The following is a 24,036-nucleotide window of genomic DNA, read 5'->3' on the forward strand; positions in this document are numbered from 1 at the left end:
GCACGGAGATCCGGACGGGTACACCGAGGTCGGCGTGCACGGAGATCCGGACGGGTACACCGAGGCCGGCGTCCCGCCCCGGGGAGTTGGCGAGACGATCGTCCGTCGGCGCAGCTCAGCGACCGGCTGCCGGACCCCGCAGCCGAGGCGCCCGCGCCCCGGCGTCGACCGGCCGGCCGGTTCGTTCCACGTCCCCGGCCAGCTCCCGCGCCCACGCGGCCACGCCCACGACGTCGATGCCGTGCGGCAGGCCCTGCCCGGCCGCGCACACCCACGCCTCGGCCGCTCCCGCCCCGCGCCGCAGCAGCCGGGCCCCGCCGGTCAGGTTCCCCCGGGCGGCGTGCGTGAGCCCCACGGCGAGCTGGGCGAGCCCCCGCCACAGCTCGCGCTCCCGGTCGGGCCCCGACTTCCACGCGTCCTCGAACACCTCGTGCGCGTGGAACGGCTTGCCCTCGTCCAGCAGCCGCTGGGCTTCCGCGACGGTCTCCTCCGGGGTGCGGACGACGCCCTCGGGCTGCCGGGGCACACCGTCCGCGCCGTACGGCAGGGGCCGCCCGAGGCCGTCCCGGGGCCGGGCGTTGCGCGCCCGCCCCTCACTGTCGCGGTCCCGTGCGTCGCCCGGCCGGTCCGGCGAGGTCTCTCCTGTGCTGCCCATACGCCGATTGTCCCGCCCGGCCCGCTTTCGGCGCGGCCAGGGGTGTGGGGTAAAGTGCTGTTCGCGCGATCACGCGGCTCACCGCGGGTGGCGCGCACCGGGACGTGGCGCAGCTTGGTAGCGCACTTGACTGGGGGTCAAGGGGTCGCAGGTTCAAATCCTGTCGTCCCGACGGTGCGGAAGGTCCCCGCAGGCGGAGCCTGCGGGGACCTTTTCTGTTTCCGTCGGGCTCCCCCCGGCCTGGTCGAGGCAGCGAGGTCAGGGCACCCGGTGCCCATAGAGCCAGTCCAGCCGCCGGTGGTACACGCGCGGCGCCAGCTTCCCGAGGAACCACAGGGGCAGGTGGGCGAAACGGCCCCCTCGGTGGAAGCGCCGGCCGTTCTGGCGGGAACCGGCCTGGACCCGTGCGGTGCGCGGGCGCCGGGCGGCGGCGTACGACCGCAGCGCCCGCGGCACGTCGTCGGTGTGTTCGAGCCGGTCGGCGAGGACCCGGGCGTCCTCAAGGGCCATGGTGGCGCCCTGCGCCAGGTAGGGCAGCATCGGGTGGCACGCGTCACCGAGGAGCGCGACCCGTCCGTCCACCCACGTCTTCAGCGGATCGCGGTCGAACAGCGCCCAGCGGAAATGCCTCTCCGCTTCCCGCAGGGCGGTGGTCACCGTCGGGTGCCAGCCCGCGAAATCGGCCAGCGCGTCCTGCCGGGAGCCGCGCTCGGTCCAGGACTCCCCCCGCCACGCGTCGCGCTCCACCACCGCCACCAGGTTGGCCTGCGTCCCGCCGCGGAGCCGGTAGGTGATGGCATGCCGCCGCTCACCGACCCAGAGGCACGCGGTGGGCGGGGGTACGTCCCCTCCCAGACGCTCGACCGGGACGGTGACCCGCCAGGCGACATGACCGGTGAACCGGGGCTCGTCGGCCCCCAGCATCCGCTCGCGGATCGCCGAGTGGATCCCGTCCGCCCCGACGAGCAGGCTCCCGCCGATCCGCCGGCCCGAGTCGAGCACCGCCGTCACGTCCCGCGGCCCCTGTTCGTAGCCGCGCACGGCCGACCCCGCGAGCAACGTGATGTCCAAGCCGCTGTCGGCCGTCCCGGCGAGCAGGGCGTGGAGCAGGTCGGAGCGGTGGACGTGCAGGTAGGGGGCTCCCCACCGACGTACCGCGGTCTCGGCGAGTTCGACGCGGAAGACGCGCCGGCCGGAGCGGCCGAGCCGCATCTCGACCGCCTCGGGGCGGAACGTGGTGGGCAGCAGCCGGTCCAGCACGCCGAGGGCGCTCAGCACGCGCACCCCGTTCGGGCTGAGCTGGATGCCCGCGCCGATCTCCCCGACGGTCGCCGCCCGCTCCAGCACTGTCACCCGCCACCCGGTGCGACCGAGGGCGAGCGCGGTGGCCAGGCCGCCGATCCCGGCCCCGACCACGAGCGCGTGCCGTGCGTCCCGATCCGTTCTCATGGACCCTCCCCCGTGAGGTGCATCGGCTCATTACCGTCCGCCGTCCGCCGTCCGCTGCCCTCGTAGCCCGTAGCCCGTAGCCCGTAGCCCGTCACCACGAGGGCCGTGAGGGGGCGGACCCCTACTGTCCCCCGCCGCACGGCGCGAGGGGCAGTCCCTGACACGTCATGCTGCGTACCCCGCGTCGAGGAGGGCGAGGACATCGAGATCCTCGAACTGCCCTTGACTTCGAGCGCTGTTCAACAGGAAGACTCCCGTGCGTGCCCCGAGGTCCGGGGCGCGCACGGGAGGAGCAGCCATGAAGTACCGCACGATCGGCACGGACCCGCGCACCCGCCGTGAGGTGAGCGTGCTCGCGCTCGGCACCATGCTGTTCGGCTCGGTGACGGACGAGGCGACGTCCTTCGCCCTGCTCGACCGCTACGTCGAGGCCGGCGGCACCTTCATCGACACGTCCGACAACTACGCCTTCTGGACCGACGGCGGCCAGGGCGGCCAGAGCGAGGAACTCCTCGGGCGCTGGCGGCGCAGCCGCGGCGTCGGCGACGAGATCGTCATCGCGACGAAGCTCGGCGCCCGCCCCCTCGCCCCCGGCACCAGCTTCACCGACAACCCCGAGGGCCTGTCGGCGAAGGTGATCCGCGAGTCGGCGGAGCGCAGCCGCGAGCGGCTCGGCATGGAGAAGCTCGACCTGCTCTACGCGCACATCGAGGACCACACCGTCCCGCTCCAGGAGACCGTCGAGGCCTTCGGCGGGCTCGTCGCCGAGGGCACGGTCTCACTGCTCGGCGTCAGCAACCACGCCACCTGGCGCGTCGAGCGGGCCCGGGCCCTTTCCGCCGCGGCCGGCCTGCCGGGCTACGAGGTGCTCCAGTACGCGCACACCCACCTGCGCCCCCGCACCGACGTGCCCGACGGCCTCTTCCCGGACGGCAGCCTCGGCCACGCCGGCCCTGACCTGCTGAGCTACCTCAGGGCCGAACCCGGCCTGACCCTGGTCGCGTACTCACCCCTGCTCAAAGGCGCCTACAGCCGGCCGGAGCGGCTGCCCGCCGACTTCGACCACCCCGGCACACCGGCCCGGCTGGCCGTACTGCACGAGGTGGCCCGGGAGACCGGGGCGACCGTCAACCAGGTCGTGCTCGCCTGGCAGATCGGCGGCGACCTGCCCGTCCTGCCGCTGGCGGGGGTCTCCTCGATCGCCCAGCTGGAGGAGAACCTGGCGGCCGTGGACCTGGAGCTGACCCCGGAGCAGCGCGCCCGGCTGGACGCGGCGCACTGACACCGTGGGACCGTGGAGGGGAACGGCACACCGGACCTCCGGAAGGAGCACCGGCCATGACCACCCACCCGGCCCACCCCGCCGCCGGCTCGATCAGCACCACCCCGGAAGGCCTCCTGTGGGAGCCCAGCGAGCGCTGGGTGCGCGGCCGCAAGGGCGACGTGACCGTCGTCGACAGCCGCCACCCGGTGCTCGTCTGGGAGCCCGGCCTGCCCGTGCCCCAGTACGCCTTCCCGCGGGCGGACGTGCGTACCGACCTGCTGCGCCCGGCGGCCGACCCGCCCGCCGGCACCCACACCGGCTCCCGGATCTTCTACGACCTGGTCGCCGACGACGGTGAGGTGCGCGCGAACGCGGCCTGGACCTTCCCCGCCGAGGACCTGGCCGGCCACATCGCCTTCGAATGGTTCCGGCGCACCGACACGGGCCTCGACCACTGGTACGAGGAGGACGAAGAGATCTTCATCCACCCCCGTGACCCGCACAAGCGCGTCGACGCGCTGCCCAGCAGCCGGCACGTGCGGGTCGAGATCGACGGGCAGGTCGTCGCGGACAGTCACGACCCCGTCCTGCTCTTCGAGACCTCGCTGCCCACCCGGTACTACCTGCCCCGCGAGGACGTCCGCCTCGACCTGTTCGACGCCACCGACCACCACACCGGATGCCCGTACAAGGGCACCGCCTCGTACTGGTCCTGGCGCGGCGGGGCCGATGTGCCGCCCAACGTCGTGTGGACCTATCCCGAGCCGCTGCCCGCGGTGGCGGTCATCCAGGGGCGCGTCGCCTTCTTCAACGAGGTCGTCGACATCACGCTGGACGGCGAGCGCCTGGAACGCCCGGACACGCCGTTCAGCGGGATGCTGCGGAAGGCGAGCCGCCGGTGAAGCCGTCGAGCAGGGCGTCGAGGCCGGCCGCGAGACCCTCCGGGCCGCCCCGCTCGGCGAGCGCCGCCGCCGTCTCCCGCAGGGTCGGCAGCTCCTTCGCGGACAGCCGGTGCAGTCCGAGGCGGAAGGCCGGATCGGTCTCATCCGGGTTGTCGACCACGGGGCGCAGTTCCACGGACACGTAGCCGAGCAGCCAGGCGGTGAAGGCGCGGAACACGGCGGAAGCGCCGGCCTCGTCGAACCCGGCCCGTCGCAGCAACGCGAGCACCCTCTCGTGATCCCGCAGCACGGCCTCGGGCCGCCGGGCCAGCGGAACCGCGAGCAGTCGTGTCCCGAGCAGCGGCACCGCCTGGGGGTGGGCCAGGCACACGTCGTAGGTCGCGCCGGCGATGCGGTGCAGCCCGTCCCGCCAGTCGGCGCCCGCCCGCCCGTCCGGGCCGAGCCGCTCCTCCAGCTCCAGGTAGAGAGCCTCGACGAGACCGTCGAGCAGAGCGTCTTTGCTGGACGCGTACCGGTAGAGCGCCATGGCCTCGACGCCGAGTTCCGCGCCCAGCCGGCGCATGCTCAGAGCGGACAGCCCTTCCCGGTCCACCAGTGCCAGCGCGCTGGCCAGGACCCGCTCCCGGCTCAGTCGGCCATAGCGGCCGCGGTCGCTGGCGCGGCGCGCCGGGCTCGTCTCGGGGACACCCGTCATCACCATGCCTCCTCGCCGCATCGTCACCTGCTGGGACCCTGTCCCCGTGCAGCGTATCCAGGCACGCGCTGTGCCGCAGAGGGGGCGCGCGTCGTCGGGTCGCCCCTCTGCGGAGCAGTGGTGATGATGGGAAGACGGGGGGCGGGCCTGCTGGCGGGAAGGAGGGCTGATGCCCCTTGCTGCGGAGCTGCGCGGTCTCCTGCCGCTGCGGCCCGCCGGAGCCCTCACCCGCCCGGCGGACGTTCTGACCGCGCGTCGGCTGGCGGACTCCCTGCATGCGGACGGTGTCGCCCTCGGGCAACCGGCCGGGGCGCGCCGGACGTTCTCGGATCTGCTGGTGTTCCGGCTGAGCGGTGACGGCGTTCCGGCGATGCTGGTCAAGCACCCCCGCAGCTCACGCGCCATCGAGTCGCTGGCGAGGGAATGCGACGTCGTGCGGTCCCTGGCGGGCGACGAGCGCCTGGGTGCTTGGCGGCGACTGCTGCCGAGCATCGAGCGGTGCCGCCTCGAAGAGCCGCTGCCCCTGCTGGTGGAGAGCGCCCTGCCAGGTGTCGAGGGCGACGCACTCCTGAGGCGCTCCCCGCACCTGGCCCACCCGGTCGCCGCGTCCGCCCTGGCAACCATCCGCGCACTGCACCGCGCCACCGGACGCACGCAGGAGGTGACGGAGCTGGCGAGCGACTGGGTCCGGCCCCGCCTGGCCGCGCTGGCCGACGAAGTCCGCTGGTGCCGCGAGGGCGGCGGCGCGGACGCCCTGCTGGTGCTGCGCCAACTACTGGAGCGGGAACTGGCGGGCCGCAGGCTGCTGGTGGCCTGGACGCACGGCGACTTCCACCCGGGAAACGTGCTGCTGACGGGGCGCCAGGGGGCGCTGAGCGGGGTGATCGACTGGGCGGGAGCCCTCCCCGACGGCCCGTCCGAACTGGACTGCCTCACCTTTGTCCTGACCTTGCGACACCGACTAGGAGGGCGGCAGCTGGGGCGGATCGTCGCCGATGCCGTCCGGGTCGGCGCCCTGCCACCCGCCGACCGGCGACTCCTCGCCGAGGCGGGTGCGCTCGCTCCCGACGCACCGGGCGAGACCGCGCTCACGCTGTTGACCTGGCTGTGGCATGTCGCTGGCAACGTGACCAAGTCGGCCCGGTACGGCCGCAGCCGCCGCTGGATCGCCCAGAACGTCGTGCCGGTGCTGACCGAGGTGGCCGCCCGTGAGGCAGCGGACACCCGGGATGCCCGCCACTTTCACCCCACCTAGGATGTGCAGAGGGAGGTTCGTGGGTCTTCGGTCCGTGAGCGTCGTCCTTGCGGGATCCGCGCCCTCGGCAGGAGAAGGTCGTGAACGCACCCGCTGAACTCCTGATCCACACCGCGGCCGGTCCTGCGCACGTGACGACGCCGGCACCACGCGACACCTGGTGGGACCTCGTCGAACGGGACACGGAGAGCCACGTCACCCAGACACCGACCTGGCTCGAATGCCTCTGTGCCTCGGGACGGTACGGGGACGCCAGCCGGCTGTACACCTTCGGTGACGGCAACCGGATCCTGCTGCCGCTCGTGCGCCGGCTGCGGCATCCACCCCGGCTGGGCGCCGAGGAGTCCTGGCCGACGGGCTGGGGGGTCGGAGGTCCGGTGGCCCCGGGCGGCATCGGGCCGGAGAAGGCGCGTGTCCTCTTCGACGATCTGGCGGACCGGCCCGTCCTCCGCGTCGGAGTGCGCTTCCGGCCCGGCGACAGCGGCACGTGGGAGCGGGCGGCCCCGGCGGGCTTCCGGCTGGAACCCCACACGACACAGGTCGTGGATCTGGACGGCGGCTTCGACACCGTATGGCGGAGCCGCTTCCACACGCGGGTGCGGCGCGACGTCCGGCGGGCCGAGAACTCGTCCCTTGAGGTGGAGGTGGACCGCACCGGCCGGCTCGTCCCCGCCTTCCAGTACCTCTACGACCAGTCGATCGAACGCTGGGCCGGGCAGCAGCACGAGCCGTTGGCCCTGGCCCGGTGGCGAAGGAGGAGAGAGTTCCCCGGCGAACGACTCGCCGCGGTGGCCGCGAGGTTCGGAGCGGACTGCGCGATTTGGATGGCCTGGCGCTCGGGGGAGCCCGTCGCGTCGATCGTCGTGCTGCGGCACGGGCCGCACGCGAAGTTCTGGCGCGCGGCCATGAACCGGGAACTGGCTCACCCGGTCCGGGCCACCCCGCTGCTCAACCGGCTGGCGATCGAGGAGGCGTGCGAAGAGGGGTGCCGGTGCTACGACATGGGGGAGTCCACCCCGGACTCGTCCCTGGCGCACTTCAAGGCCGGTTTCGGCGCCGTGGCCCACTCGTCCCCCCGTTACTCCCGTGAGCGGTTGCCGGTCTCCGCGGTGGAGCGCGGGCTGCGAACGGCCGTCAAACGAGTGATCCGCTTCCGGGACGCCTGACCGCCGACCGGCCCGTGGGAAGCAGGCCCGGGTCGCGAACCCAGGGGGCGGACCCCGTGAGTCGCCAGCGGCGGCGGAGAACGAGCGACACGGCAGGAGAGGAGTGGTCCCCATTCCCCACGACCCGCCGGGTCACCCCGGCCCCCGATCGGCGGTGCCCGATCTCTACGCCGACGTGACGGAGCTGCACCGCGGCCTGGTCGACTCCGCGGAGCGCGGCAACCCCTTGGACGCCTTCCTCTACGCAGCCGGCCTCGTCCAGGTCTGTGAGGACCACCTGGCGGGCACACCCTGGCTCCTCAGCCGGGCGGCGGCGCAGTTGGACGGCACGAGAACCGGGACGGTGCTGGGCCGGGCGCTGAACGGCGCGGTGACCACGACCGGCCTGACCCCCGGCACCCGGCGGCTGAGGGCCTGGCTGCCAGTGCCACGGCAGCTGACCGACGCGCTGGCGGACGCCGTGACTGCCCGGCCGGCGGACGCGGGCAACGACCGGAGCGGAATTCCGGAGCCGAGCGTCGTACTGCTCGAGCGGCTCGGCGCACAGGTCCCGCCGCCCCTCACGGACCTGCTCAGGCACTCGGTCCTGCGTCCGCCCTCCTGCTTCCGCAGCTTCGACCAACACCCCCGCGACATCGTCGCACTCGTTCGCCGCTTCGCCGGCACCCACCCCGACCGCAACCGCCCGCTCCTCGTCATCGGCGTGCGCACGTCGGGTTCCTACATGGCGCCCCTGGCCGGAGCCGCCCTGCGGGCCGAGGGCTACGCGCGCGTGACGGTCCGCACGACACGGCCCGCGGGCGGAACCGTGCGCGCGGACGCCGCCGCGCTTCGACGCGCCGGACGGGACGGCACGCTCGCGCTGCTGATCGACGATCCGCCGATCACCGGCGGCAGTCTGGTCGGGGTGGCTCGCGCGCTGCTGCGCGCCGGTTTCTCCGCCGACCGGGTCGTGGTGCTGGTGGCAGCCTTCGCCGACCGGCCGGTTCCGGCATTCCTCCCCGGCCAGCCACGCATCGTCCTGCCGCCGCGGTCCTGGCACATCCGGGACCTCCTCGGGGTCGCGCACCTGCGCCGTACGCTGGCGGCGCTGCTGCCGGACCAGGAAGTGCTCGGCCTGAAGGCGGACGAGCCCGGCCTGCCCTCGCGCTGGTCCCGTCTGCGGGTTCCCCTCACCGCCCGGGTGCGCTCCGGCGCGGGGGACAGGGACGTGCACATGCTCGCGCAGGGGGCGGGAACCGGGTACTTCGGGCGGCACACGCTGGCCGTCGCGGAGGCGCTCGACGGCCTGGTACCCCGCGTCCACGGGTTCCACGACGGGGTGCTGCTCAGTGAGCGCCGGTTCGGTGAGAACGGTCTGCCGCCGGACCTCGCCGCCACCCATCAGATCCCCGCCGGAGACGTCGTCCGCTATGTGGTCCAGCGTCGCGCGAGGGTGCCGCTGGCCGCGGACCGCAGCCCACTGCTGCGGGGATGCCAGCCGGTCTGGGAGATCGCCGCGCGCATGTTCGCCGGCCGGTGTGGCCGGCTCGGGTCCCCCTTGCGTCCGTTGCTGGTCGATCCCCTGGTGCGCGACCTGCTGCAGACCTCCTCCGCATCGCTGGTGGACGGCCAGATGACGGACGGACGCTGGTCGCCCGGCCCCGGTGGATGGACCAAGGCAGACTTCAACGAGGGGTACTTCAGCCACCTGGACCTTGCGGCCTACGACGCGGTCTACGACCTCTCGGGCGCGGCGCAGGCCCGGCTCGATCTTGAGAACGGGCTGCTGGCCGCCTACGAGCGCCTCACGGACAGCAGGGTCCCGGCCGCGCGCTGGTGTGTGTACGGTGTCGCGCACGGCTGGAACACCGAGCGTCTCATCCATGCGGGCGCGTGCGCGGGGCCGGGAGAGGCCGACGCGAGACGGGCGCGAGCCAGGGCCGTCCAGGAATTTCTCGCCGGGCTCTACCTGAGGGACGCCCCGGACGCCGCCGCCACCGTGCCGTCGGACGAAGCGGCCACGGGTGGCTGGTGCGCGCTGGACGTGGACGGCGTCCTGGAGTCGGACCTGTCCGGCGCGCCCGCGTCCTCACCGGCCGGGATGCTGGCTCTGCGCGGCCTGCGCGCGCACGGGTACCACGTACTGCCGGCCACCGGGCGCCCGGTACCCGAGTTGATCGACCGGTGCCGTGCGTACGACTTGCAGGGCGGGGTCGCCGAGTACGGCGCCCTCGTGTACGACGCCGAACGCAACCGTTGCGTGCCGCTCGTGACCGGCCCGGACCGCGCAGGGCTGACGCGGCTGCTGTTGGAGCTGCCGTCCGTCAGCCTCGACCCTCAGTACCAGTGCTGTGTGCGGGTGTCCCGCGGCTGGGGCGCCGGCCGTAGAGCGCTCGACGCGGGAACCGTGCTCCAAGTGGCGTCCCGTCCGGAAGCGGACGGCTTCGTCGTGGTCCAAGGCGAGACACAGACCGATTTCGTTCCCGCGGACGTCGACAAGGCGACAGGCCTCGCGGTGCTCCTGGACATGCTCGGGGCGCCGGAGGGGACCCGCCCGGTTCTCGCGGTCGGAGACAGCGCCGGCGACATCCCTATGTTGCGGTGGGCCCGGCACGGCTTCGCACCGGCCAATGCCGCTCCCGAGGTGAGGGCAGCCGGCATCACGGTCCTGCGACGGCCCTACCAGGCGGGGCTGGCCGACGCAGTGACCCGGCTGCTGGGGCACTCGCCGGGCCGTTGCCCGGGGTGTCGCGCCCCTTCGCTGTCATCCGCCGACGCGGCCCTGGCGGCTCTGCTGGGGATCCCCGAAGCAGGCCGGGCCGGAATGCCCGTGCGGCTGGCCCGGCTGCTCAGGGCCCGTGCGGCCATGGCCGGAAAGGGGAGCGCGGGGTGAGGGCCGGCGATGCCGTACGCCGGCTGAAGCGTGGCCCGGACGCCGCGCCCAGGCGCATTCTCTCCGCGGAGTTCAGGTCACTGGAGACGGTGCTCCGCAACGGCCACATCCTGACCTTCAGCACGCTGCTCACCTCCGGTCTCGGCGCCCTGTACTGGGCCTTGGCCGCCCGCTCCTACAGCGACGACACCGTCGGCCGGAACTACGCGGCGGTGGCGGCGATGATGCTGTTGGCCGGGATCGGACAGCTCAACCTGACCAACGTGATGATCAGGTTCACGCCGGTCGCCGGTCACCGCAGCCGCCGCCTGGTGGCCGTGTCCTATCTGGCCGCCTCCCTGACCACTGCCTCCCTCACCGTGGGATTCGTGCTCCTCATCCCCGTGCTGTCCCCGGGCCTGACGTTCCTCCGCAGTCCGCTCGTGGCCTGCGGCTTCATCCTGGCTACGGCCGGCTATGCCGTCTTCGTGCTGCAGGACGGCGTGCTGACGGGACTGCGCAGGTCCGGCTGGGTGGTGGTGGAGAACCTCGTCTTCGCCCTCGTGAAGATCGTGCTCGTGGTGGCGCTCGCGTTCCTCACGATCACAGGAATCCTCTGGTCCTGGGCCCTGTCGGTCGTCGTCGCCGTTGCCCTGGCCAACTTCCTGCTGTTCGCACGATTCCTGCCCCGGCGAGGCGACATCGTGTCCGCGGACCGGACGGACCCCGGCGGCCCCACCGGCCGCTACATCGTCGCGGACTACACGGGGGCCATGTTCTGGCTGGCCGCCACGACCTCTCTGCCGATCTTGGTGCTCAATCATCTGGGACCGCGGCAGGCCGCCTTCTTCTCGCTCTCGTGGTTGGTCGCCTTCTTCCTCTACCACCTGAACACCAGCATGGGCTCCTCCCTCATCGTCGAGGCCGCCAACGACCCGGCCCGGCTCGGCACCCACTGCAGGCTGGTCCTCCGGCACACCGCTGTGCTCCTGGCCTGCGGCGTCATCGTGCTGTGCGCCGCGGCCCCCCTCATTCTGCGGATCTTTGGTGAGGGCTACGCCGAGAACGGTGCCGCTCTGCTCCGGCTGACGGCAGTGTCCGCCCTGCCCAACCTTGTGGTGGTCGCGGCAGTCAGCATCTGCCGCGTCCGCCGCCGACTGCGCCTGCTGATGGTCATCATGGTCACGGAGTGCACGCTGGCCACCGGGCTGTCGTACGTCCTGTTGCGGGCCATGGGCATCACCGGGGTCGGGGTGGCCTGGGTCGTGGCTCAGACCGTCGTCGCGGCCGCCTTGTGGTGGCGCAGGGCCCAGTGGCTGCCCCGCGCGCACCCCCAGGCCGCGGGGTGAGGTGCCGGCCGGTGGCCGGCGCCGAGGGCGCGGTCCGTCGACTCAGGCGTCGTCTTTCCAGACGTCGAGAGGTTCTGCTTCCTCGGCATGACCGATCGGAGGCAGGCCGTAGGCATCCAGCAACGTGCGCAGGAGGCCGTAGAGATTGCTCGGCTGCTCATGGTCGCCCGGCTTGATCTTCTCGCCGACGAGAACAGTCGGGACCCGGTTGGCCTGTCGGTCCTCGCGGTCCTCGTCCCAGGTGACCACCAGCAGGCTGTTGTGCGTCATGGCCCATCGCGCGTAGTCGTCGAGGTTCTCCCGCAGCCAGGTGTCGCCCTTCGCCACGGCGCCGTCGCTCATGTCGTGCTCCGTGTCGGGGACGACGAAGGAAACGGTGGGCAGTTTGCCGAAGTCCCGTGGGAAGGAAGTCCAGGGGCGGTTGATCGACGAGGGCAGGGGGTAGAAGTTGACCCACGGGTTGTGCCGGCGCACATAAGGACCCTGCTGGCAGCCCGTGAAGCCCACGCGCGGCATGCTCTGTGCGTATCCCGCGAAGGTCCTGCCGGCGTCGGACAGCGCGGCGGCCAGATTGGGGCGCTCCCAGAACTCGTGCGGGCACGTGTCACGCCGCACGCCCTGAGGGGAGCCGGAGAAAAGGGCCAGGAAGTTCGGCTGGCTCGGGTGGGTGAGGGAGTAGAAGTCGGTGAGCGAGGCGCCCCGTTCTGCCAGTTCGTTGAGGTAGGGGGCCCGCGGGTTGCCGATGATGTCGGCGAAGCCCTGATTCTGCTCGATCACCACCACGACGTGGTCCGGCCGGGGCGTCTCGGCCCGTCCGGCGCCGCATCCGGCCGTCGGCAGCAGGGCACCGAGCACGATCAGCAGGGCGGTGGATCTCCGGCTCGTGCGGCGCTTCGGGCAGGGTGGTGCACCCGTCACGTGCGACCTCACGGCTCTCCCCTCGGAGCGGCTCTGGGCTTCCTGACTGCCACCGAGCAAAAACGACTGCAACGCTACTAATCTGTATTAACACGACATGCTGGGCATCAGGTCGTCCTGACGTCGTGGCGACGACGGGTGTGGCGATCTCCGGCCGGACCCGCATCCGCACCCAAGGAGGCTGCCCGATGAGGATGGCGCGGCCGTGAGAGGGGAACTGGCGCGCTCACCGGCCGAGGATGCGGCCGTACCGGTCGCCACGCGGGAAGGCCGTGCGCGAGGTTCGGCCCTCGGCCGTTGGGCGATCCGCCTCCTGCCGTTGGCGGTAGTCGCCTTCTGGCTGCTGTCCCTGCGCGACGTGAACCTGCGTGCCATGGGTGACCTGGGGTTGCTGCAGGTGCTGCCCGTGCTCTTCTGGGTCGCCCTGGGGCTGCTCGTCCTCGGTTTCTGTCTGGCTCTCGGAGACCGGCGCATCGGCAACGGCTGGCTCCTCGCCTACGTTCTGACGCTGATCGGGATGGTTCACGCCACGCCGTCGATCCTCTATCCGGAACTGCGCTACTCCTGGGGCTGGAAGCACGTGGCGGTGGTGGACGCCATGCTGCGGCACAACGGCCCGGTGCCGTACGCCCCCGAGTTCGACATCTACGACCAGTGGCCCGGGTTCTTCCAGGTCAATGTGCTGTTCCTGCGGCTCACCGGGTTGGATTCCCCTCTCGGCTACGCGGAGTGGGCTCAGCCCTTCTTCAACGTGGCGCTCATCGGGCCACTGCTGCTGATCTACCGGTCTGTGACCCGTGACCGCCGCCTGATCTGGGGAGGCGTGTGGATCTACTACTCGTGCTCGTGGGTGGGGCAGGACTACTTCGCCCCCCAAGCACTGGCCTTCCTGCTGTTCGTGACCGTGATCGCCCTGGTCATGCGGCAGTTGCCCACCTCGACGTTGCCCCGCACGGGGCCGGGTGACCGGAGCTGGCCGGTCGGCAGGCTGATCGCGGTCCTGCTGATGACGGCCGCGATCGCCTCCTCGCACCAGCTCACCCCGGTCATGCTGATCACCGCGCTGGCGGCCCTCTCGCTTCCTCGCCGCAACCGAAGAGTGACCGGGCCGGTCCTCCTGGGGGCGGTCGTGATCACGGTGGCGTGGGACGCCACCGTGGCCCGGCCCTATATGGCGGAGAACATCAAGGGCATGCTGAGAGAGCTGGTGTCGCCCGATGCCAACGTCACGTCGGGGCTGTACCGGCTCGGAACGGCCGCACCGGCGCAGGTCTTCGTGGCCTGGGTGGACCGGGCCCTGTCGGGCGCCGTCCTTCTGCTCGCGGTGATCGCCGTCCTGTACCTGCGATGGACCCGCCGTACAGGGCTGCCGCTGCTTCTCCTCTCGCCCTTCCTGCTCCTGGCCGCGAACTCGTACGGCGGTGAGATGATTTTCCGGGCCTATTTGTTCGCCCTCCCGGCTGCGGCGTTCCTCATCTCCGCCCTCGTCTTCCGAAGAGGCCACCGGCTCAGATGGCGCACCCTCGCCGTGTTTCCGCTGCTGCTGCTCATGCTCGGGAGCCTGCTTTTCGCCTACTACAGCAAAGAGGCGATGAACTCCTTCACCCGCCAGGAAGCCACCGCCATCCGCTACGCCGTCGCCACCGCCCCGACGGGATCACAGCTCGTGTCCATCAGCGGGGCGGCCCCAGGACTCGACATGCAGTACGACCAGCACTACCGGACCCATTTCAACCTTCAGCGGTCGTTCGACGTCCAGCAGCAGGCCAGGGACCTGCGATCTGCGCTGGTGGGGGTCACCGAGACCAACGCGTCCGCTCCGACGTTCGTCATCGTCAACAAAGCGGCGTTCGCCGACAACCGCCTCAACGGACTCTTCCCCGCCGAGACGCTCGATCACCTGAAGACAGTGCTCCCGAAGATGCAGCGTTTCACTCTCGTCTACCGCAACGACGACGCGGAGGTCTACCGCTACGACCCGCCGCTGAGGAGGGGATCGTGAGGATCTTCCGGCGCCTGGGGCTCGCCCTGTCCGGCTGGGTGGCCGCTGCGTTCGCCACCCTGCCGGACGCCGCGCCGCCGCGCCTGGTCGTCGTCACCGCGTTCCTGCTCGTGTGTCCGGGGCTGGCGGCCCTGCGCTGGGCCCGGCCGCCCGGGGCGGTGGCGGACCCGCGGGGCACCGCCGTGGTGGAGTCCTGTGTCCTCACACTGGTGCTCAGTCTGACGCTGTCGATCGTCGTGGCCGAGACGCTGTTCCTGGCCCGCGCCTTCACGCCGGCCCGTGCACTGCTGATCCTCGCTGCGCTGACCACCCTCCTGGTGCTGCTGCCGCCTCCGGGTCGCCGGCGCCGAGTCCGGCGGCGACCGGCGGGGAAGCGGCCTGAGGCGGCCGAGGAGGGGCGGTGACGGTGAAAGCGAGGACGGCGGGGCGCGCGCTCGCCGCTGTCGCGCTGCTGCTCGCGGTGTCCTGCGGCAGCGGCGAGACGGACAAGCCGGGATCGCCCGTGCCCGACGGCTGGCGAACGGTCTTCCATGATGACTTCGGCGGCTCACGTCTCGACTCCGGCCGTTGGACCACCTGCTACGACTGGAACGACGGGGGATGCACCAACAGCGGCAATCCCGAGCAGCAGTGGTACCTGCCCGGCCAGGTGTCGGTGGGTGACGGCGTGCTGACGCTGTACGCGGACCGCAAGTCCGCACGGGGCAGCGACGGCAAGACCTACCCGTGGGTGTCCGGCATGATCTCCACGGGCCGGGACCACTGGGACGCCCGGCCCCGGTACACCTTCACGTACGGCTACTTCGAGGCGTCGATCCGGATCTCCCCGGAGAGAACGATGTTCCCGGGGTTCTGGCTGATGCCCGCGTCCCGATTCACGCCGCCGGAACTGGACATCATGGAGTTCTTCGGCACCACGGAAGAGGTGTCGATGTACACGCACTGGCGTGACCGCAACGGGGTGGACCACCAGAAGGCGGGCAACTACGGACCGGTCGACTTCCCGGCCGAATACCACAGGTTCGGCATGCTCTGGGAGGCCGATGCGGTGACCTGGTACGTGGACGGCGTGGAGCGGTTCAAGGTGACCGAGCCGGAGCGTATCCCGCACGTTCCGATGGAACTGCTGATCAACCTTGCCGTAGGGGTCCCGCAGCCACCACCTCCCTCCGTGGACTCGGGCCGGATGACGGTGGACTGGGTCCGCGTCTGGCAGAGGTGACTCGTATGCGTAGGTCGGCAGGACCGAAAGATGCGGCCGTTTTCACTTGACGGTGGGCCTCAAGAGGACAAAAGTGCACATATACGCCGTAAACATATGCCGTTGCACTCGGAGACCCGCGATCATGTACAGCGACCCGATCACCAGCCACACGGCCGACCTCAGCCGGAGGACCGACAAGCCGCCCGCCACCGTGAGCCTGGTCGTGCCGGCTCGCAACGAGGCGCGCAACATCCCCTGGGTCTTCGAGCAGATCCCTGACTGCGTCGACGAGGTGATCCTCGTCGACGGCGACTCCGTCGACGCCACTGTGCCCATGGCCATGCTCTGCCTGCCCGAGGTGCGCTCCGTGCGGCAGAGCGGTCCCGGCAAGGGAAACGCCCTGCGCACCGGCTTCCTGGCGGCCACCGGGGACTACGTGGTGATGATGGACGCCGACGGCAGCATGTCGCCGGCGGAGATCCCGCACTTTCTGCACTTCCTCGACCATGGCTACGACTTCGTCAAGGGGTCGAGGTTCGTGCAGGGGGGCGGCTCCCTGGACATCACCCCCTTCCGCCGGCTCGGGAACCACGTCCTCCTGGCCGCCGCGAATCGGCTCTACCATGCGTCGCTCACCGACCTGTGCTATGGCTTCTGCGCCTTCCGGCGCAGCTTCCTCGAACAGCTGGACCTGCACGCCTCCGGATTCGAGATCGAGACCGAGATGGTGGTGCACGCCCTGCGCTGCGGGCTGCGCATCGCCGAGGTTCCCAGCCTGGAGCTGCCGCGGCGCAGCGGGCGCTCGAACCTGCACGCCATATCCGATGGGCGCCGGGTGCTGCACACCCTGTTGTCGGAACGCGCGGGTGCGCGCACCTCACTGGTGCGAGAGCCGAGCGCGCGGTGACCGTGGTGGCCCCGGGCCCGGCCCCGCTCCGGGTGGTCGACGTCGACCTGGCCCGTCCGGGGCAGTTCCGGCTGCCGGGCACGCGGGAGGAGGTTCGCCCTCGTGGGCCGGTCCGGGCCTTGGTGCGCCTGCACAGCGTTCCCCTGGGCATGGTCGACGCCGTCGTCGGGGCCTCCGGGTCCGCAGAGCCCTGGGCGGCGGTGGCGGCCGCCGCCCACCGCGAACTTGCCGACCCGATCGCCCGGCACCGCGCGGCGGACCTGGTCGTGGCTCCGGACGGGCGCGGCGGATGGCCCTGTCTGTCCCGGCGTGGGCGCACCCTGCGTGAGGCGCCCGCCCTGAGCGTGATCGTGGCCACCCACAACCGGGCCGGGCGACTCCGCCGCTGCCTTTCCTCCCTCCTGGAGTCGGACTACCCCGATTTCGAGGTCATCGTCGTCGACAACGCACCGGCCGACGACGCGGCCGACGAGCTCATCCGGGCAGAGTTCGCGAGGCGGGTGCGCTACGTCCGCGAGCCCGTCCCCGGTCTGGCGCTGGCCCACAACCGGGGACTGGCCCACGCGAGCGGCGACGTGGCTGCCTTCACCGACGACGACACCCTCGTCGACCCTCAGTGGCTGTCCGCGCTGGCCGAGGCATTCGCGAGGGACGGCGGCATCGGCTGTGTGACCGGACTGATCGTGCCCGCGGAACTGGAGACACCGGCCCAGGTCGCGCTCGAGCGGCACGGCGGCTTCGCCAAGGGGTGTACGCCACGCGTCTGGTCGCTGTCCGACCCGCCGGCGGACCCGCTCTTCCCCTTCACCGCAGGGCGTTTCGGCTCCGGCGCCAACATGTCGTTCCGCACCGAGGTGCTCCGGTCGCTCGGCGGCTTCGACCCCGCGACCGGTGTCGGCACCCCGGCCAGGGGCGGAGACGATCTGCTGGCCTTCTTCGACGTCCTGGCCGCCGGCCACACCCTCGCCTACCAGCCCGGCGCCCTCGTCTGGCACCACCACCGCCGTACGCAGGAGGCCGTCGCCGCGCAGGCGTTCGGGTACGGGGCCGGACTCGGCGCGTACCTCGCCGGGGCGCTGAGCGCCCATCCTCGAGCGCTGCCGGCCCTGCTGCGCCGCCTTCCCCGAGGTGTGCGTCATGTCATCGCGCGATCGCGCGACCGCGGTCATGACCCCGAGGCGGCGTGGTCGGCGCGGATGGCCGTCCTGGAGGTGTGCGGCATGGTCTACGGGCCGTACGGGTACCTGCGCGGGCGCCTCACCCCTGGCGGTGGCAGATGTTCCGGCCGGCGACGAAGCCAGGGGGCACCATGAACGACGCACCGTCCGACACGCCCCCGGCTCCGACCCTGTCGGTCGTCATCTGCGCCTACACCCTCGATCGCTGGGACGACCTGAGGGCGGCGGTCCGGTCCGTCCTGGACCAGGACCCGCCCGCCGCCGAGGTCGTGCTGGTCGTCGACCACAACCGCGCTCTCCTGGAGCGGGCCGCGCGGGAGCTGGTTGGAGCCCGGGTGGTTCCCAACCAGGAGCGGCGAGGGCTGTCCGGAGGGCGTAACACCGGCGTGGCGGTCTCGCACGGCGACGTGGTGGCCTTCCTCGACGACGACGCGACCGCTGAACCGGGCTGGATCCGGAGCCTGCTGGCGCCTTACGGCGATCCACGTGTGGTGGGGGTCGGCGGGCTCGTCCGGCCGTCGTGGTCCACCGGGCGGCCGGTGTGGTTCCCTCCGGAGTTCGACTGGGTGGTGGGCTGCTCCTACCGGGGCCAGCCCGAGCGGGCGGCTCCGGTGCGCAACTTCATCGGGGCCAACATGTCGTTCCGAAGATCGGAGCTGCTGGCCGTCGGTGGATTCCTCGACGCCCTGGGCCGGGTGGGCACCCGTCCGGTGGCGAGTTGTGACGAGACGGACCTGTGCCTGCGCCTCGCAGCCCGTGACCCGCGGGCCGTCCTGTTGTACGAGCCCGCCGCCGGGATACGGCACCGGGTTCCGCGGTCCCGGACGAGCTGGTCCTACTTCCGGTACCGCTGCTACGTGGAAGGGCTCTCCAAGGCGCTGGTGGCGCGGCGCTGCGGCAGCGGCCCGGCACTGGCCGACGAACGCGCGTACGTGCGATCGACGCTGTCGCGGGCCCTGGTCCGGAACCTGACCCGGGTCGGGCGTCCCGGCGGGCTCGGCACGGTCGGCGCGTTGCTGGCGGGGGTGGGCGCCACTACCGCCGGCTACCTCGTCGGATGGGTCCGCCCGCTGGATTCCGGAGGATCGGAGCGGCGATCGCGGGCAGTTGCCGACCCCCCGACGACGGCCCGCTCATGAGCGTCGTACCCGTCTTCCTCTACCACGCGGTTTCGGACGATCCGCCGAGCTGGCTCGCGCCCTTCACAGTGAGCCCTCGTGACTTCTCGGAGCAGCTCGACATGATCATCGACGGTGGCCTGTGCGTCGTCCCGCTGAGACGGTTCGTCACGGCGCTGCTCGCCGGTTCCGCGCTGCCGCCCCGGTGCGCGGTGCTGACCTTCGACGACGGATACGAGGACTTCGCCACGACGGTCGCCCCGCTGCTCGACGCGCGCGGACTGCCGGCCACCTTGTACGTCACCACCGGGGCGCCGGACGCCACGCGTACGGCTTCGGCCACCGGGCCGTTCCCTTCCGTCGCGACGCTCAGCTGGGCCCAGGTGCGGGACCTGGACGCGGCCGGGTTCGAGATCGGCGGGCACAGCAGGACCCATCCGCAGCTGGACACGCTGCGCCGCACCGCGCTGCGCGAAGAGGTCGCGGGCTGCAAGCGCGACCTGGAGGACGCTCTGGGGCACCCCGTCTCGTCATTCGCCTACCCGCACGGCTACCACAGCCCTACCGTCCGCGCGGAGGTGCGGGCGGCGGGATGGACGTCGGCCGCTGCCGTCCGGGGGCCGTCGGCGCTCAGTTCACCAAGGGACGATCCGCTGCAGTTCGCCCGGCTCATGGTCCGGGCCGACACCGGCCGGAACCGTCTGGGGCTCTGGATCCGGGGCGAGGGTGCACCCGTGGCGCCGTTCGGCGAGAGGCTGCGGACCAAGGGCTGGCGTGCCTACCGCCGAGCGAGGGCGGCAACGGGACGGCCTCACCGGGCACTTCCGCACTGACTCCCGGACGCGGTTGACCCGGTCCGCGTTGGGGTTGATTATGTACGTATACGTCGTAAACGCACCTTTGATTCCTTTTCCCCCGCTCGGCGGTGGTACGACATGCGTCTGACAGTCATCGGAACCGGATACGTCGGAGTGGTGCACGCCGCCTGCATGGCCGACATCGGCCACGAGGTCCTCGGAGTGGACCTGGACGCCGAGCGAATCGCCGCACTCGCGGACGGGCGGCCTCCGTTCTACGAGCCGGGCCTGCCCGGGATGCTCAGGCGCACGGTCGAGGCGGGCCGTCTGCGCTTCACCACCTCACCGGCCGAAGCGGCCAGGTTCGCGGACACCCACTTCATCTGCGTCGGCACCCCACAGCGACCCGGCTCCGGCGCCGCCGAGCTCGGTCATGTCGAGGCCGCTGTGGACGGTCTCGCACCCCATCTGTGCGACAGCGGGTACGAGCGGGTCCTGGTGGTCGGCAAGTCCACGGTGCCGGTCGGCACGGCGACCCGGCTGGCCGCGCGCCTGCGCGCCACGGCCCCGGCCGCGGATGTCGCCTGGAACCCCGAATTCCTGCGTGAGGGCTGCGCAGTCCAGGACACTCTGCGGCCCGAGCGCATCGTCGTCGGCACCCGCTCCGTGCATGCCGAGACCCGCCTGAGGGAGCTCTACGCTCCCCTGCTGGCCGCGGGCACGCCTTTCATCGGCACCGACCCGGCCACCGCCGAACTGGTCAAGATGGCCTCGAACGCCTTCCTCGCCACCAAGCTCTCCTTCATCAACGCCATGGCGGAGATCTGCGACGTCTCTGGGGCCGACGTGCTCACGCTGGCCGATGCCATGGGGCGGGACCCCCGCATCGGACGCCGATTCCTCACCCCCGGCCTCGGCTTCGGCGGCAGTTGCCTGCCCAAGGACATCCGGGCCCTCACCGCCCGTGCCGAAGAGCTCGGCAGGGGTGCGTCGCTGGCTTTCCTCCGGCAGATCGACGAGATCAACACACGCCAGCGCGGACGCACGGTCGGGCTGGCGCGCGAGCTCGCCGGCGGAACCTTCAGCGACCGGCGCGTCGCGGTGCTCGGAGCGGCCTTCAAACCGGGCAGCGACGACGTGCGCGATTCTCCAGCGCTCGCGGTCGCCGACGAGATCCGGCGCGGGGGCGCCCAGGTCCGTGTGCACGATCCCGCCGCAACCGACAACGCCCGGGCGACCCATCCCGCGCTCCAGTACACCCTCGACGTCGCCAAGGCCTGCGAACACGCCGACCTGGTCCTGCACCTGACTGAATGGCCACAGTACCGGGAGCTCGACCCCGTCGGCCTGGCCACGGTGGTGCGCGCCCCTGTCGTGATCGACGCGCGCCACACACTCGACCCGATTGCCTGGCGGGCGGCCGGCTGGTCGCTCCACGCCCCGGGCCGGCCCCCGGCCGGCTGACCGGCAGGAGGAAGCCATGCGTGTCGTAGTGTCCGGCGGATGCGGCTTCCTGGGATCGCATCTGTGCGAAGCGCTGCTGGCCAGGGGCGACAGCGTCCACTGTCTGGACGACTGCTCGTCCGGGAGGGCGGCCAACGTCGCCCATCTCCTCGCGGTGCCGGGCTTCCGGTACCAGGAGTGGGACATCACGCAGTCCTTCGTCCTGCCCGACCGGGCCGATGCCTTCGTACACCTCGCGAGCCCCGCCTCGCCGTTCGACTACCACCGTCTTCCCCTCGAAACGCTGGCGGCCGGGAGCCGGGGAACGGAGAACCTTCTGAGGACGGCGGCGCACCACTCCGCCCGCTTCGTCCTGGCGTCCACCAGCGAGGTCTACGGCGATCCTCTGGTGCATCCGCAGGACGAGGACTACTGGGGGAACGTCAACCCCATCGGACCGCGCAGCGTCTACGACGAGGCCAAGCGCTTCGCCGAGGCACTGTCCATGGCCTACCGGCGCAGCCTCGGCGTCGATGCCGGGATCGTCCGGATCTTCAACACCTACGGCCCCCGGATGCGTGCGCACGACGGCCGGGTCGTCTCCAGCTTCATCCGGCAGGCCCTGGCGGGGGAACCCCTGACCGTCTTCGGCGACGGCAGCCAGACGCGGAGCTTCTGCTATGTCGACGACCTCGTCCGCGGCCTCGTGGCCATGATCGATTCTCCCGCGCCGGGTCCCTTCAACCTGGGAAATCCCATCGAGCGGACGGTGCGGGAGCTCGCAGAGCTGGTGCTGTCGACGACCGGGGCGAGCAGTGGGATGCGCTTCCTTCCCCTGCCCGTGGACGACCCCGTCCGCAGACGGCCCGTCATCTCCAGGGCGCGCGAAGAACTCGGCTGGCACCCCGCGGTGCCGATGGAGGAAGGGCTGCGGCGCACCGTCGCTTGGTTCCGTTCACACGGAGACGACCCCGCAAGGGAGGCCGGGCGGTCGGCAGTCGAGCGGTCCGCGCAGCGTGAGGCGCCGGCCGACAGGGGGGAGGAAAGGTCGGTCCTCCGATCATGAACGCGTACATCGAGGACTACGCCCTCCTCAGCGACCTGGAGACGGCCGCCCTCGTGGGCCGGGACGGCTCCGTGGACTGGCTGTGCCTGCCCCGGTTCGACTCACCGGCCTGTCTGGCCGCCCTCCTGGGCACGGAGGACAACGGCTTCTGGCAGGTCGCCCCGGCATCCGGAGGACCCTGCACCCGCCGGGCCTACCGTCCCGACACCCTCGTGCTGGATTCCGTCTGGGAGACCGGTACCGGGACGGTGCGCGTCACGGACTTCATGCCGCCCCGGGCTCAGCTGCCGTGTCTGGTCCGGGTGGTGGAGGGCCTGTCCGGCACCGTCACGATGCGCAGCGAACTGCGGCTGCGCTTCCACCAGGGCAGGGTCGTGCCCTGGGCCCGCGACGCCGGTGACTGCACCATCGCGGTCGCCGGACCGGACGCCGTCTGGCTCGGCGCCGACGGGCCGGTACGAAGGGACGGCGCGGAGGACACCACGATCTGGTATTTCACCGTTCCGGCCGGCCGGCGCCTGGCGCTGACACTGGTCTGGTCGCCCTCCCACCGGCCGGCGCTGCCCGCCCCGCTGGGCGTCCCCGCCGAGACGGCACTGAAGGAGACCAGCGACTTCTGGCAGCGGTGGAGTGCCCAGTGCCGCTATGAGGGACCGTGGCGGGACGCCGTGGTGCGTTCCCTGATCACTCTGAAGGCCCTCACCTACGCGCCCACGGGCGGCATCGTCTCCGCACCGACCACCTCGCTGCCCGGCTGCCTGGGCGGTGAGCGCAACTGGGACTACCGGTTCTGCTGGCTGCGCGACTCCGCCCTGACCCTGTCCTGCCTGCTGCGCAGTGGCTACCGGGAGGAGGCCACGGCCTGGCTGGACTGGCTCATGCGGGCCGTCGCGGGCGACCCCGCCGACCTGCAAACCGTCTACGGGGTCAAGGGACAGCGACTGTTGCAGGAGACCGAGGCGCCGTGGCTCGCCGGGTACGAGGGTTCCCGGCCGGTGCGGTTCGGCAACTCCGCGGTGAGCAGCTTCCAGTTGGACGTGTACGGCGAGGTCATGGACGCCCTTTGTCTGTCGTTGAGAGCCGGGATCCCCATGCCCGCCCATGTGTGGGACCTGGTCGAGGCGCTGATGGGATTCCTGCTGCGGCACTGGCGCGAACCCGATCAAGGACTGTGGCAGATACGCGGCCCGCGACGGCAGTTCGTGCACTCCAAGGTGATGGCGTGGGTGGCCGCCGACCGGGCCGTGCGGATGGGCGAGCTGCTCGGCCGCAACGGTTCCTCCGACCTGTGGCGGGCTATGCGGGACGAGGTGCACCGGCAGGTCTGCCAGGAAGGCTGGGACACCGCGCAGAGGGCTTTCGTCCAGTCCTACGGAGCACCGGACCTTGACGCGGCGGCTCTGCTGATACCCCGGCTCGGCTTCCTGCCGCCCGGGGACGAGCGGGTTCGGGGTACTGTCCGCGCCCTGCGGCGACTCGGTCACAAGGGATTCCTCCGGCGCTACGAGCAGGGCGGTGCCGTCGGCGTGGACGGTCTGGACGGCCGTGAGAGCACCTTCGTCTCGTGCTCCTTGTGGTACGCACACGCCCTCGCCGCGACGGGGTTTTCGCGGCAGGCCTGTGAGGCCTTCGAGCGGGTCCTCGCCGTCCGTAACGACGTGGGACTGCTCGCCGAGCAGTGGGACCCGGACACCGGCCGCCAACTGGGTAACGCTCCGAAGGCGTTCAGCCACATCGCCCTGGTCGAGACAGCCTTCGCCCTGACCCCGGCAGCGGCCCGTCGTTCCCACGGACCGGCCCGGGTACGGGGCTGAG

The 24,036-nt window shown here is 71.8% G+C and carries 20 protein-coding genes and 1 tRNA gene; 17 read left to right on the forward strand and 4 right to left on the reverse strand.

The genetic code is table 11. The features are described from left to right. Positions 1 to 115 precede the first annotated feature (115 nt). Positions 116 to 655 carry a DUF309 domain-containing protein gene (locus GTY56_RS39010; RefSeq protein WP_161369983.1) on the reverse strand — a complete coding sequence of 180 codons (540 nt, stop codon included), beginning with the start codon at positions 653 to 655 and terminating at the stop codon, positions 116 to 118. A gap of 98 nt (positions 656 to 753) precedes the next feature. On the opposite strand from GTY56_RS39010, the gene GTY56_RS39015 reads away from it, so the two are divergent. Beyond that, positions 754 to 827 (forward strand) — tRNA-Pro (locus GTY56_RS39015). 86 nt (positions 828 to 913) lie between these two features. Here the strand turns inward: GTY56_RS39015 and GTY56_RS39020 are convergent. Beyond that, entirely contained in the window at positions 914 to 2,104 is a 1,191-nt protein-coding gene (locus GTY56_RS39020; RefSeq protein WP_161369984.1) for an FAD-dependent monooxygenase, read from the reverse strand. Positions 2,105 to 2,402: 298 nt separating this feature from the next. Here GTY56_RS39020 and GTY56_RS39025 point away from each other — a divergent pair, with 298 nt between their 5' ends. Together GTY56_RS39025 and GTY56_RS39030 are read left to right on the forward strand one after the other, a co-directional pair. Further along, positions 2,403 to 3,386 (forward strand): aldo/keto reductase, encoded by a 984-nt coding sequence (locus GTY56_RS39025; RefSeq protein ID WP_161369985.1) that lies wholly within the window; start codon positions 2,403 to 2,405, stop codon positions 3,384 to 3,386. Positions 3,387 to 3,442: 56 nt separating this feature from the next. After that, complete coding sequence (locus GTY56_RS39030; protein WP_161369986.1) at positions 3,443 to 4,270, forward strand: DUF427 domain-containing protein; 828 nt, start codon at positions 3,443 to 3,445, stop codon at positions 4,268 to 4,270. Here GTY56_RS39030 and GTY56_RS39035 read toward each other — a convergent pair. Continuing rightward, positions 4,236 to 4,964: a TetR/AcrR family transcriptional regulator gene (locus GTY56_RS39035; RefSeq protein ID WP_161369987.1), complete on the reverse strand. Its 729-nt coding sequence runs from the start codon at positions 4,962 to 4,964 to the stop codon at positions 4,236 to 4,238. The genes GTY56_RS39030 and GTY56_RS39035 overlap by 35 nt on opposite strands. 169 nt (positions 4,965 to 5,133) lie before the next feature. Here GTY56_RS39035 and GTY56_RS39040 point away from each other — a divergent pair, with 169 nt between their 5' ends. From GTY56_RS39040 to GTY56_RS39055, 4 genes are all read left to right on the forward strand, one after another. Then, positions 5,134 to 6,219 (forward strand): phosphotransferase family protein, encoded by a 1,086-nt coding sequence (locus GTY56_RS39040; RefSeq protein WP_161369988.1) that lies wholly within the window; start codon positions 5,134 to 5,136, stop codon positions 6,217 to 6,219. A gap of 80 nt (positions 6,220 to 6,299) precedes the next feature. After that, on the forward strand, positions 6,300 to 7,385 hold the full coding sequence (locus GTY56_RS39045) for a GNAT family N-acetyltransferase (protein WP_161369989.1): 1,086 nt from the start codon (positions 6,300 to 6,302) through the stop codon (positions 7,383 to 7,385). A 154-nt stretch (positions 7,386 to 7,539) separates the two neighbouring features. Next, on the forward strand, positions 7,540 to 10,260 hold the full coding sequence (locus tag GTY56_RS41465) for an HAD hydrolase family protein (protein WP_161369990.1): 2,721 nt from the start codon (positions 7,540 to 7,542) through the stop codon (positions 10,258 to 10,260). After that, on the forward strand, positions 10,257 to 11,588 hold the full coding sequence (locus GTY56_RS39055; RefSeq protein ID WP_161369991.1) for an oligosaccharide flippase family protein: 1,332 nt from the start codon (positions 10,257 to 10,259) through the stop codon (positions 11,586 to 11,588). Before GTY56_RS41465 ends, GTY56_RS39055 begins: the two co-directional genes overlap by 4 nt. Positions 11,589 to 11,630: 42 nt before the next feature. On the opposite strand, the gene GTY56_RS39060 is transcribed toward GTY56_RS39055, so the two are convergent. After that, on the reverse strand, positions 11,631 to 12,506 hold the full coding sequence (locus GTY56_RS39060; protein ID WP_161369992.1) for an alkaline phosphatase family protein: 876 nt from the start codon (positions 12,504 to 12,506) through the stop codon (positions 11,631 to 11,633). Between the two features lie 205 nt (positions 12,507 to 12,711). On the opposite strand from GTY56_RS39060, the gene GTY56_RS39065 reads away from it, so the two are divergent. The 10 genes from GTY56_RS39065 to GTY56_RS39110 all read left to right on the forward strand — a co-directional run bounded on the left by GTY56_RS39065 (position 12,712) and on the right by GTY56_RS39110 (position 24,035). Continuing rightward, entirely contained in the window at positions 12,712 to 14,508 is a 1,797-nt protein-coding gene (locus GTY56_RS39065; protein WP_161369993.1) for a glycosyltransferase, read from the forward strand. Further along, positions 14,505 to 14,912, forward strand: a complete 408-nt coding sequence (locus GTY56_RS39070; RefSeq protein ID WP_161369994.1) for a hypothetical protein — start codon at positions 14,505 to 14,507, stop codon at positions 14,910 to 14,912. Before GTY56_RS39065 ends, GTY56_RS39070 begins: the two co-directional genes overlap by 4 nt. After that, positions 14,909 to 15,730 (forward strand): family 16 glycosylhydrolase, encoded by an 822-nt coding sequence (locus GTY56_RS39075; RefSeq protein WP_161369995.1) that lies wholly within the window; start codon positions 14,909 to 14,911, stop codon positions 15,728 to 15,730. Before GTY56_RS39070 ends, GTY56_RS39075 begins: the two co-directional genes overlap by 4 nt. A 124-nt stretch (positions 15,731 to 15,854) precedes the next feature. Continuing rightward, complete coding sequence (locus tag GTY56_RS39080; protein WP_161369996.1) at positions 15,855 to 16,619, forward strand: glycosyltransferase family 2 protein; 765 nt, start codon at positions 15,855 to 15,857, stop codon at positions 16,617 to 16,619. Beyond that, positions 16,616 to 17,932 (forward strand): glycosyltransferase family 2 protein, encoded by a 1,317-nt coding sequence (locus GTY56_RS39085; RefSeq protein ID WP_346345679.1) that lies wholly within the window; start codon positions 16,616 to 16,618, stop codon positions 17,930 to 17,932. Before GTY56_RS39080 ends, GTY56_RS39085 begins: the two co-directional genes overlap by 4 nt. Further along, positions 17,929 to 18,936, forward strand: coding sequence for a glycosyltransferase family 2 protein (locus GTY56_RS39090; protein WP_161369997.1), 1,008 nt, complete (start codon positions 17,929 to 17,931; stop codon positions 18,934 to 18,936). Before GTY56_RS39085 ends, GTY56_RS39090 begins: the two co-directional genes overlap by 4 nt. Then, positions 18,933 to 19,748, forward strand: a complete 816-nt coding sequence (locus tag GTY56_RS39095) for a polysaccharide deacetylase family protein (RefSeq protein WP_161369998.1) — start codon at positions 18,933 to 18,935, stop codon at positions 19,746 to 19,748. Before GTY56_RS39090 ends, GTY56_RS39095 begins: the two co-directional genes overlap by 4 nt. 102 nt (positions 19,749 to 19,850) lie before the next feature. Beyond that, positions 19,851 to 21,176 carry a UDP-glucose dehydrogenase family protein gene (locus GTY56_RS39100; RefSeq protein ID WP_161369999.1) on the forward strand — a complete coding sequence of 442 codons (1,326 nt, stop codon included), beginning with the start codon at positions 19,851 to 19,853 and terminating at the stop codon, positions 21,174 to 21,176. Positions 21,177 to 21,192: 16 nt separating this feature from the next. Continuing rightward, entirely contained in the window at positions 21,193 to 22,221 is a 1,029-nt protein-coding gene (locus GTY56_RS39105; protein ID WP_161370000.1) for a UDP-glucuronic acid decarboxylase family protein, read from the forward strand. Then, positions 22,218 to 24,035, forward strand: coding sequence for a glycoside hydrolase family 15 protein (locus GTY56_RS39110; RefSeq protein ID WP_161370001.1), 1,818 nt, complete (start codon positions 22,218 to 22,220; stop codon positions 24,033 to 24,035). The genes GTY56_RS39105 and GTY56_RS39110 overlap by 4 nt, the downstream gene beginning before the upstream one ends. Position 24,036: the final 1 nt, after the last annotated feature.

This window comes from Streptomyces sp. SID5643 (assembly GCF_009872555.1).
Lineage (GTDB): Bacteria > Actinomycetota > Actinomycetes > Streptomycetales > Streptomycetaceae > Streptomyces > Streptomyces iakyrus.